The 9,009-nt window shown below is 60.6% G+C and carries 4 protein-coding genes; 2 read left to right on the top strand and 2 right to left on the bottom strand.

All coding sequences use genetic code 11. From position 1 onward, the window contains the following. Positions 1 to 85: 85 nt before the first annotated feature. Positions 86 to 1,231 (top strand): sensor histidine kinase, encoded by a 1,146-nt coding sequence (locus tag AB5767_RS07645; protein ID WP_368132269.1) that lies wholly within the window; start codon positions 86 to 88, stop codon positions 1,229 to 1,231. Beyond that, a complete protein-coding gene (locus tag AB5767_RS07650) occupies positions 1,228 to 1,857 on the top strand; it encodes a response regulator (protein WP_368132268.1) in 630 nt (209 codons plus the stop codon). Before AB5767_RS07645 ends, AB5767_RS07650 begins: the two co-directional genes overlap by 4 nt. Before the next feature lie 220 nt (positions 1,858 to 2,077). Here the strand turns inward: AB5767_RS07650 and AB5767_RS07655 are convergent, their stop codons facing one another. Both AB5767_RS07655 and AB5767_RS07660 read right to left on the bottom strand, forming a co-directional pair. Then, the gene (locus AB5767_RS07655; protein WP_368132884.1) at positions 2,078 to 6,517 is read right to left on the bottom strand and encodes a Spy0128 family protein; all 4,440 of its coding nucleotides are present in this window, start codon (positions 6,515 to 6,517) and stop codon (positions 2,078 to 2,080) included. Positions 6,518 to 6,730: 213 nt separating this feature from the next. Then, a complete protein-coding gene (locus tag AB5767_RS07660) occupies positions 6,731 to 8,380 on the bottom strand; it encodes a vWA domain-containing protein (RefSeq protein ID WP_368132570.1) in 1,650 nt (549 codons plus the stop codon). Between the last annotated feature and the right edge of the window lie 629 nt (positions 8,381 to 9,009).

The raw sequence follows: 9,009 nt of genomic DNA on the forward strand, positions 1-9,009 counted from the left end.
ACACCACCGTTTCGCCGCACGGGAGGAATGTCACGGTTGCGCAGGCGGCCTCTCCCCCGCGCGCGGCATCGCGTACAATACCCGTATGAACAGGCTTTTCGACAAATCGATCGTGCTGGCGTGCTGCATTGCGGCCGCTATGGGCCTTGCTGCGGACGCGCGCCTGGTCGCGGCGTTTTGCCTTGGCGTTATAGCCACTTCGGCGGCAGAAGTCGCACGGGGGGAACGCGCGCGTCGCGCGAGCGAGGCCGCGAGCTACGTTTTCATCATCGCGGCCGTCTTCGCGCCGTCATTTGTGCCGTTCGCACCCCTCGCCTTCTATGACATCGCACGACGCGTACGCCGTGAGCGCGCCTGGGTCGCGCTGGGCATTGGCGCCGTCTTTGCCCTCGCGCTTACCGCGGACCTTCGCGCCGGGGCGCTCACCGCCCGAACGCTCCTGTTGGCCGCTATCCTTTCGGTCGCCGCCACCCTGCTGTCGCTGCGCACCGCACAGCTGGAGCGCGAGCAGGAGCGCATGCGCCGCATCCGCGACGGGCTGCAAGAACGAGCCCTTGCGCTCGAGGCGCGCAACCGCGACCTCGCCGACCGTCAGGACTACGAGGTCGAGCTCGCGACGCTCGCCGAGCGCGCCCGCATCGCACGCGAGATCCACGATAATGTCGGCCACCAACTTACGCGCGCCTCGCTGCAGACCGAGGCCCTGCGCGTGGTCCACGCCGATGAACCCGGTGTCGCTGCCGATTTTGCCGACGTCAAGCACACCGTTGACGAGGCGCTCCAGCTTGTGCGCGTCAGCGTCCACGCTCTCAACGACAACGCCGCCGATCTCTCCGTGCAGCTCGAGCGCATTGTTGAGGATGCGCGCTCGGATGGCGGTCCGCAGATTGAGCTTGAGGTTTTGGCCGAACATGCGCCCGCCAACGTCGTCAACTGCTTTGCGGCGGTCCTGCGCGAGGCGCTCTCCAACACCATGCGCCACGCTCACGCTCAGAATGTCACCGTGCGATGCATGGAGCATCCGTCGTTTTACCAGCTCGTCGTTACCGACGATGGCGAAGGCGGAATCCAGACGGGCGGCTGCGGCGTCGCAGAAGGCATGGGGCTCGCCTCCATGCGCGAGCGCGTCGAGGCGCTCGGCGGGACCTTCACCGCCGGCCCACGCGCCGGCGCCGCCGGCTGGCGCGTGTTTGCCACCGTTCCCAAACAGCAAGGAGATGAGGCCCGATGAGGCTCATTGTTGTCGACGACGACCGGTTGGTGGTCGATTCGCTCAAGATTATCCTGGGTGCCCAGCCGCAGATCGAAGTGGTGGGCACCGGCGCCGACGGCAACGACGCGGTGGCGCTCTACGCCGAGCATACACCCGATATCGCGCTGCTCGATATCCAGATGCCGGGGCGCGACGGCCTTTCGGCAGCGCGTGAAATCCTCGAGCACGACCCCACGGCACGCGTGGTGTTCCTGACCACGTTCTCGGATGACGAGTACATTGTGTCGGCGCTCAAGCTGGGCGCCCGCGGCTATCTGATCAAAACCGATGTCGCCGCCATTCCGCCGGCACTGGCGCAGGTCATGGACGGCAAGCGCGTGCTCGAGGGCAAGGCGATCGAGGATGTTGACTTTGACGGGATGGGCGACAAAGCAGGCGCGCCCCACCGTCCCGCAGCCTTTGCCGGCCTGACCGACCGCGAATTCGAAGTCGCCGAGCTCATCGCTCGCGGCCTCGACAACAAGGAGATTGCGGCCACCGCCTATATGGGTGAAGGCACCGTACGCAACCACATCAGCTCAATCCTAGCCAAAATGGGCCTACGCAACCGCACCCAAATCGCCATCGCCTACCTGAGGGGATAGCCCAAAGAATCGGCGACTCAGTTGCGGTGAAATACGGACTGCTGCGCCCCCTAGGGCCGCCAAACAGTCCGTATTTCACCGCAACTTATAGAGCAGCCGCACAAAAGTGCCGCCACGGAGGAGGGAGATGCCTCCGTGGCGGCTGGGGGTGGGGTGGGGGCTATGTTTTGGCTCCCCGCCAGCGGCCCGGGGCCCTTGGCCCCGGGCGCTGTCAGTTTGCCTAGCGCTTACGGATGCCCCAGATCAGGGCACCGACGCCGGACATGGCGACGACAAACGCCATGAGGAGCGCGGCTGCCTGCTGGTCACCCGTGGTGGGCAGGAAACCCTTGACCGTCTTGACGATGTTCGTCACGGTCTTGGGCGTGCCGGGGTCGGGCGTCGGCACGGGCGTTTCGGGCTTCTTGTACGTGTTGTTGAACACGATGCCCTCGACGCTCTTGTCGCCCTTGGTATAGGCGACGCTCGCCTTGAGGTTACCCTCGCCGTCATCGACCACGTTGACGGTCGCGGTATAGACGGACTTGTCGTAAGTCATACCGGCCTCGTCGCCCTTGACCTCGCTGATGGTGTAGACGTGCGTTCCGGGCTCGTCGTACTCGAACTTGTCGAAGTTGATCCTGCCGTCGGCATCGTTGGTGACGGTAGACTCGATGTCCTCGCCAACGAGCTTAAAGCTAAACTCGTCCTTCTTGAGCTCGCGTCCCTCGAGCACCTTGATGGCGCCGATGGAAACCTGCGTGGGCATGGCGTGGTACTTGTTGGTAAAGCCAGCCGACTCGGTAGTTCCCTCGAGCTTATGCGTCGCGGTCAACGTGCCATCGCCGTTGTCCGAGACGGTGGTCGCGACGGTGTAGGTCGTGCCGTCATAGGTGACGCCCTTGTACAGGCCGAGCGCGTTGGGGCAAGCCTCGCGCAGCGTGTACGTGTGCGTGCCGGGCGCCTCGTAGCGGATCGGGCTCAGCGTAACGGTGCCATTGGCGTCGTTGGTGCCGCTCGCGACAACCACGCCGTTCTCGAGCAGATCAAACGTGAACTCGCCAGCTGCAAGGTCGCGGCCGGTCAGACGCTTGACGGTCTTGACCTGATCGGTCACGACAGAATCGGTAGGTGCCACGCCGTACGTGTTGGTGAACGTAAAGGCAGCACCGTCGTCGCCTTCGCGCACGACCTTCAGATGTCCGGCACCGTCGTCAGTCACGGTGTAGGAAACCTTACGCGTGGCGTTGGCGTCGTTGGTCACGCCAGGGGCGCTACCGGACTCGGTCACCGTGTAGGTAAAGGTGTGCGAGCGCGGAGTAGCGGCGGCAGGCTCGTTCTCGTCCTCGGATTCATCAGCGTTAACGTCAACGTCGGCCTCGTCGGTCTCTGCCTCGTCGGCATTTGCCTCGTCGACCTCTGCCTCGTCGGCTTCGACTTCATCGGCTTCGGTCTTGTCGGCCGCATCGTCCGTCACGCCCAGGGCGCGGTTGAGATCGTCGAGCGTAAAGTGGATCTTGCCAAAGTCCACGTTGCCGGCCGCGTCGTTGGTTGCGGTCGCGCGCTCGGGCATCGGGGCTCCCGCCTCGTCAGCGGCCACGGTAAAGGTGAACTTGCCCGCGATGTCAGCCGGGGTCAGGCCCTCGGCAGCCTGGAGCTTCTTGGTGCCGGCGAGCGCGGCATCAACGGCATCGGTGCCGTAGACGTTCTCGAACAAGGGCTCAATGCCTTCGTAGACAGGCGTTGCCGTCAGGGTACCGTCGCCGCTATCGACGACAATAACCTTAAAGCTAAAGCTCGGCGTTGCGGCCGTGATGCCCTTGGCCGCGAGCTGCGGCGTGAACTCAAAGGCGGTGTAACCGATGGTCCAGGCAAGCTTGGCATCCTTATCGGTGCGGATAGCGCGCTTGGCGTTTACCAGGTCGGCGAGCATCTCGGTAGTGTAATGCAGGAAACCGAAACTTACCTGCCCATTAACGTTGGTAGTGCACGTGCCCTCAATGGCTTCCTTCTCACCTGCGTAGGCAATGCCAAAGTAGAACTCGCCGTCGGCCATCGGGCGACCGGTCAGGGTCTTGGTGGCAACGACCTTAGCAGGGGCGCCACCAGTCGTGTTAGTCGTAGCACTGTAGCTGTTGACGAACGGGACCACAGCGCTCTCGACCGCAGCGGCACCAGTCTTGTACTCGGTCACCAGCGGCGTGCCCTCGGAACCGCCAGACACGGTCGTCGTGGCGGTGAGCGTACCGGCGGTGTCGTCGGCGATGGCGATCGTCACGGTGCGGACGGCGTCATCGTAGGTGTAACCGGGCTTGCCGTCATTCTTCTCGGCCACGGCGTACGTGAAGGTCTTGCCGGCGTCGGCCTGCGTAAACTTGACCTCATGGCCAGCCAGAATGTCAATCAGACCGACCGTCGCCTCTGCCGTTGCAGGGGACTTGAAGTTGTTGGCTCCGGGCAGCAGGCCAAGCGCGTTGGCCGAACCCTCGTCGGCGGGCGTCACGGTAAAGGTGAACTGGCCCTCGGTCATGGGACGCCCGGAGAGGGTCTTGCTGAGCTTAAGGCCGCCGGCCGCGGTGTAGTTGAGCTCAGTGTGGTACTTGTTGGTGAAACGGCCGTTTTCCTTCTTGGTGACGTTGGCGGTCAGGACGCCCTTGCCGTTATCAGTCACGGTCACTTCGGCGGTCGCGACATGTCCGTCATACGTCATGCCTGCCGCGTTGCCTGCGTTCTCGCGAATCTCGTACTTGTAGGTTCCGGCAGCCGTGTAGCGGATCTTGCCGAAGTTGATGGCGGCGATGCCGTCCTTCGCGTCCTTCTTGTTCACGGTCACGGTTGCGGGGTCGGGCAGCGGGGTGCCCTCGGCGGCGGTAATGGTAAAGCTGAACTTGTCCGCATCCGTCCAGTCGCGGCCGTCAATGGCCTTGCTCAGATCAAAGTCAACCTCGGTCTCGAGCGGGGTCACGCTGTAGGTGTTCTCGAAAGTTGCTTCCTTAACGTCCTTCAGAACATGCGTGGCGCTGAGCGTACCGTCGCCGTTGTCCGTGATGGTGGTCTCGATGTTGAACTTGGCATCGCTGTAGGTGATCCCGCCGGCGTTGTCCTTGACCTCGCGCAGCGTGTAGGCGTGCGTTCCGGCCTTGGTGTACTCGATGGTGCTCATCGTGATCTTGCCATCGGCGGCGTTCTTGCCGGTGGCGACGACCTTGGCGTCCTTGCCCTCGCCCTCGACGAGCTCGAAGGAGAACTCGCCCTCAGCCATGTCGCGGCCGGTCAGGAACTTGGTCGCGGTGATCTGGTCGGTGACGCTCGTCTCGACAGGCGTCACGCTATAGGTATTGGTGAACGTAAAGGCTGCGTTGCCATCCGGCTTGCGGGACACCCTCAGATTGCCCTTGCTGTCATCGGTCACGGTGAAGGAAACCTCGCGCGACAGCTTGGCGTCGTTGGTCACGCCGGCAACCTTACCGGACTCGGTCACGGTGTAGGTAAAGGTGTGCTCGCGCTTCTCGGACTTCTCGCCCAGAGCCTTGTTAAGGTCGTCGAGCGTAAAGGCAATCTTGCCAAAGTCGACCTTGCCCTTGGCATCATTGGTCACGCTCGCGTTCGCGGGCATGGGTGCGCCCTCTTCACCGGTCACGGTAAAGGTGAACTTGCCGTTGATGTCGGCCGGGGTCAGACCGTCGGCGAACTGCAGGTTCTTGATGCCCGCAAGCGATGCCTCGGCAGCATTCGCGGTGTAGGCGTTCTTGAACTTGATACTCTTGACGTCCTCGGCGCCCTTCAGCTTGTGCGTGGCCACCAGCTGGCCCTTGCCGTTATCGCTGATGGTCGTCACGATGATGTAGAAGTTTTCGTCGTAGGTGACACCGCCGGCATTGCCCTTGACCTCGCGCAGCGTGTAGGTGTGCTGACCGATCTCGGTGTACTTGATGGCCTTGAACGTAACGTTACCGTTGGCGTCATTCTTGACGGTCTCGATAAGCTCAGAGTCCTCGCCCTTGGCCTCGCGCAGCTCAAAGCTGAACTCGTCGGCCTTGAGGCCACGGCCGGTCAGAGACTTGACGACCTCGATCTCGTCGGTAACGCTCGAATCGACGGGGCTTGCAGCGTAGATGTTCTTGAACTCAGTCTCGCCCGAAGTCACCTGTACGTCAGCGCTGAGCTCGCCCTTCTTGTTGGGCGTTACCGTCACGGTAATCTCCGCGACATTCCCACTGTAAGTGATGCCATCGATAGTTTGGCCGGCGTTCTTCTCGCTGACCTTGTAGACGTACGTGCCAGGTTCGGCGTATTCGATCGTGCCGAAGTCGATGGCAGCCTTGCCCTGGTCCAGGTCAGCCTTGTGCACGATCGCAGTCGTAGCCGCAGGCATCGGGGCACCGTTCTCGGACGTCAGACCAAACTCAAACTTGTCCTCTTTCGTCCACTCGCGACCCTCGAGCACCTTGGTCAGGCCAAAGCTAGCCTTGGTGTCAACCTTTGCCGGCGTCATGTCGTACTTATAGCTGATCTTGCCGTTGTTGCCCAAGTAGGAATTGACATGCGTAGCACCCGCCTTGGCGGACACGTTGTTCCACATGGGGTTGAGAACGTCGGTCGCGGTACTGGTCTTGTTGCCGCCCACGCTGTCCTTGGTAGTGTGGAGCTCGTCGATAAAGGCCAGGCGCGCGGTCCCCACGCTAAACGAAAGGTTGCCGTCCTTGTCGGCAATAATAGCGCCGTCAAACTTCGCAGCGTCGCCGCCGATAAACTCGATGACGGCAGTGGCGGACTTGGCCTCGTTGTTCTCGCCCTGCTCCTCAAACTCGTCCTTGTAGTAATAGGTAACCTCGCCAGCCAGCGCGGGCCCCTTTGCAGGCTGCGTGCAAGCCTTATCCGTGTAAATGGGCGTCTACTTCTGGAAATAGTAATAGCGGTTGGTGTCGGCAGGTTCAAAGGTCGCAACCGTATCGCCCAGCGCGCCGGCAGCCCACTTGTTCGCGTAGAAATTCACGGTCTTGGCGCCGTCAACGACGGTCGTATTATGCTCGATGTAGTCCTTGAGCCCCGTGACCTTCTCGGGCGTAAACAGGTTGTCGAGCGCAACGCTCTTCACGCTCGAGGTGTACTTCACGCGGATAGGCTGAGCGCTGTCGACCGAAAGCTTGCCGTCTTCGTTCTTAAAGTGGCTCTGCGGAATCAACGACGCAGGAATCTTGACCGTTACGATATCGCCGGTCCGGGGCTCGCCCTCTTTGGCATGCTGAACGGTGATGACCAGGTTCGCGGCATCACCCGTAAATGTGTAGGTGTCGACGTTGTCCTCGGTCTTTGTCGGCTTGTCAAACGTCGTGCCGTTGTATATAAAACCGTCGACCTGCATAAAGTCGCCCAGCTCATCGGTAAACGTAATGTAGCCGGACTTGGTCGCGTCGTAACCCTTGTGGATTTCGGTCGGGTGAGGTGCTTCCGACGTAATGGCCTTTGAGATGTCGTCGAAGACCTTCTTGAGCTCTTCGGCGTTGGTTGCCGACTTGTAATAATCGGAGTTTTCTGCGCGCGCACCGTGAGCATCCCATGCCGTGGCATTGGGGTAGTTACTCGATACGGCCTGCATGAACTTGTTCTCTTGGCTTGTCTTCGAATTTTGGACACTGGCATTGGGGTTCGCACCGTTAAAGATGCCAATGGTATAAACGGTGGCCTTGCCGTCCTTCATGTTCTTGGCAGCCGTCACGGCATCGTTGGCGACATCAGAATCAAACTCGCTGTAGCTCGTTGGCTTGCCGTCGGTAAAGAACACAACAATCTTCTTGGCGTCCGCGCGTCCAGAAGTTTTGATGTTTTTCTCGGCTTGTTTCATACCATAATCGGCACGCGTGGCGCCAGCAGGTTTAATGGAATCAATCGTTCCCTTAAGACCCTTTGCGCCGCCAACCGTGCACGCCGTCAACCCTTGCATTGTCTGCGAATAGTTGTAGCTATGGCTGCCGGAGCGATACGTGTCGTTTCCAACCTTATCGGTCTCATCACCCGCAAACTTAACAATGGCAACCTTATGCTGTCTATCGACGCCCTCGATACCTTCGTTTTGTTTGGCGATGGTGTCGATAAAGCTGTTCGCAGCGTTCTTCAGTGCATCGATACGCTTGGTGGAATCTCCACCGCCCATAGGATCATTCATCGAGCCAGAGGCATCCAGCACCATCACGATGTCAAGCGGCGTGGTAACCGTCACCTTTGAATTAGACGTCGAGGACATCGCCGAAAGCGTAGTCAAGAAATCCGACTCTTCGTTTTCTCCGGTTGCCATGACCGTCTTGTCGGTCCAGATTCGACCGACGTTTTGAGTCGTTACTTTATTGCCGCTGTGGCCGGCCGCCCAGATTTCCCAGCGTCCGGTGGTGTCGGGGTCGACGACCGTCGGCCCGCTCGCTGTCGGCCCGTCCATTCCCGTACTGGACCTGGCGTTGGCCTCGGGCAGCATGGCAAATGCTGCAGCCGGCAATACCAGCACTACGGCCAGTATCACCGCCAAGAGACCCCTCGTGTACTTACCCATCGTGTCTCCCTTCTCGCAGGTTCAGACCTTGCATCAGCCTAAAGTTACGAAATGAGACACAGTTAGGGCAGGTGACACTCGTTTCAGATTCGGTTTTGAGCGTGAGACAAATGTCTCACCAAAGTTGAGACACAGCGTTTTCGCAGGAAAACGGGTGCGACTCGAGATTGACGAGCCAAAATGATCCGTTTTCCTCAGTCCCCGAGGGATCAATTGATGGCGCTCGCCACGAAACCGGCCCATCTACTACGTTTGACCCGATACCACCGACCATACCAGCGTTTCACGAAAAACCTCAGGCTCTCTACCTGCGGTTTTCTTTTCGCGTTTTTCGCTGTGGTTGAGGGTAGCCGCCCAAACGTAGTAGATAGGCCCATTTCGTGGCGGACAGGTCACGCGACGGTTCGCGCAAGGGCAAATGATCCGTTTTCCTCCGTCCCCGGGGGATTAGGGGCTGTTACCGATGCGGTGCCATTTCAAAACTATGCCGGTTTACGGGGCTGAAGTCAGAACCCTCATCCATACCCGCTATTTTTGAAAAACCGCAAGCCGTCTACCTGCACTGATAATTGTTCTCGGGGGAAGCGGGCACTGCGGGGCGCGGCGACAGCGCGCGATTTCCGCGTCGC

Origin of the sequence: Collinsella aerofaciens (assembly GCF_040926265.1) — a bacterium.
GTDB lineage: Bacteria > Actinomycetota > Coriobacteriia > Coriobacteriales > Coriobacteriaceae > Collinsella > Collinsella aerofaciens_BB.

Bases quoted from the DNA above. Each gene is read 5' to 3' on its own strand.
- AB5767_RS07650 (WP_368132268.1), top strand. From the start codon at position 1,228: ATGAGGCTCATTGTTGTCGACGACGACCGGTTGGTGGTCGATTCGCTC.
- AB5767_RS07645 (WP_368132269.1), top strand. From the start codon at position 86: ATGAACAGGCTTTTCGACAAATCGATCGTGCTGGCGTGCTGCATTGCG.
- AB5767_RS07660 (WP_368132570.1), bottom strand. From the start codon at position 8,380: ATGGGTAAGTACACGAGGGGTCTCTTGGCGGTGATACTGGCCGTAGTG.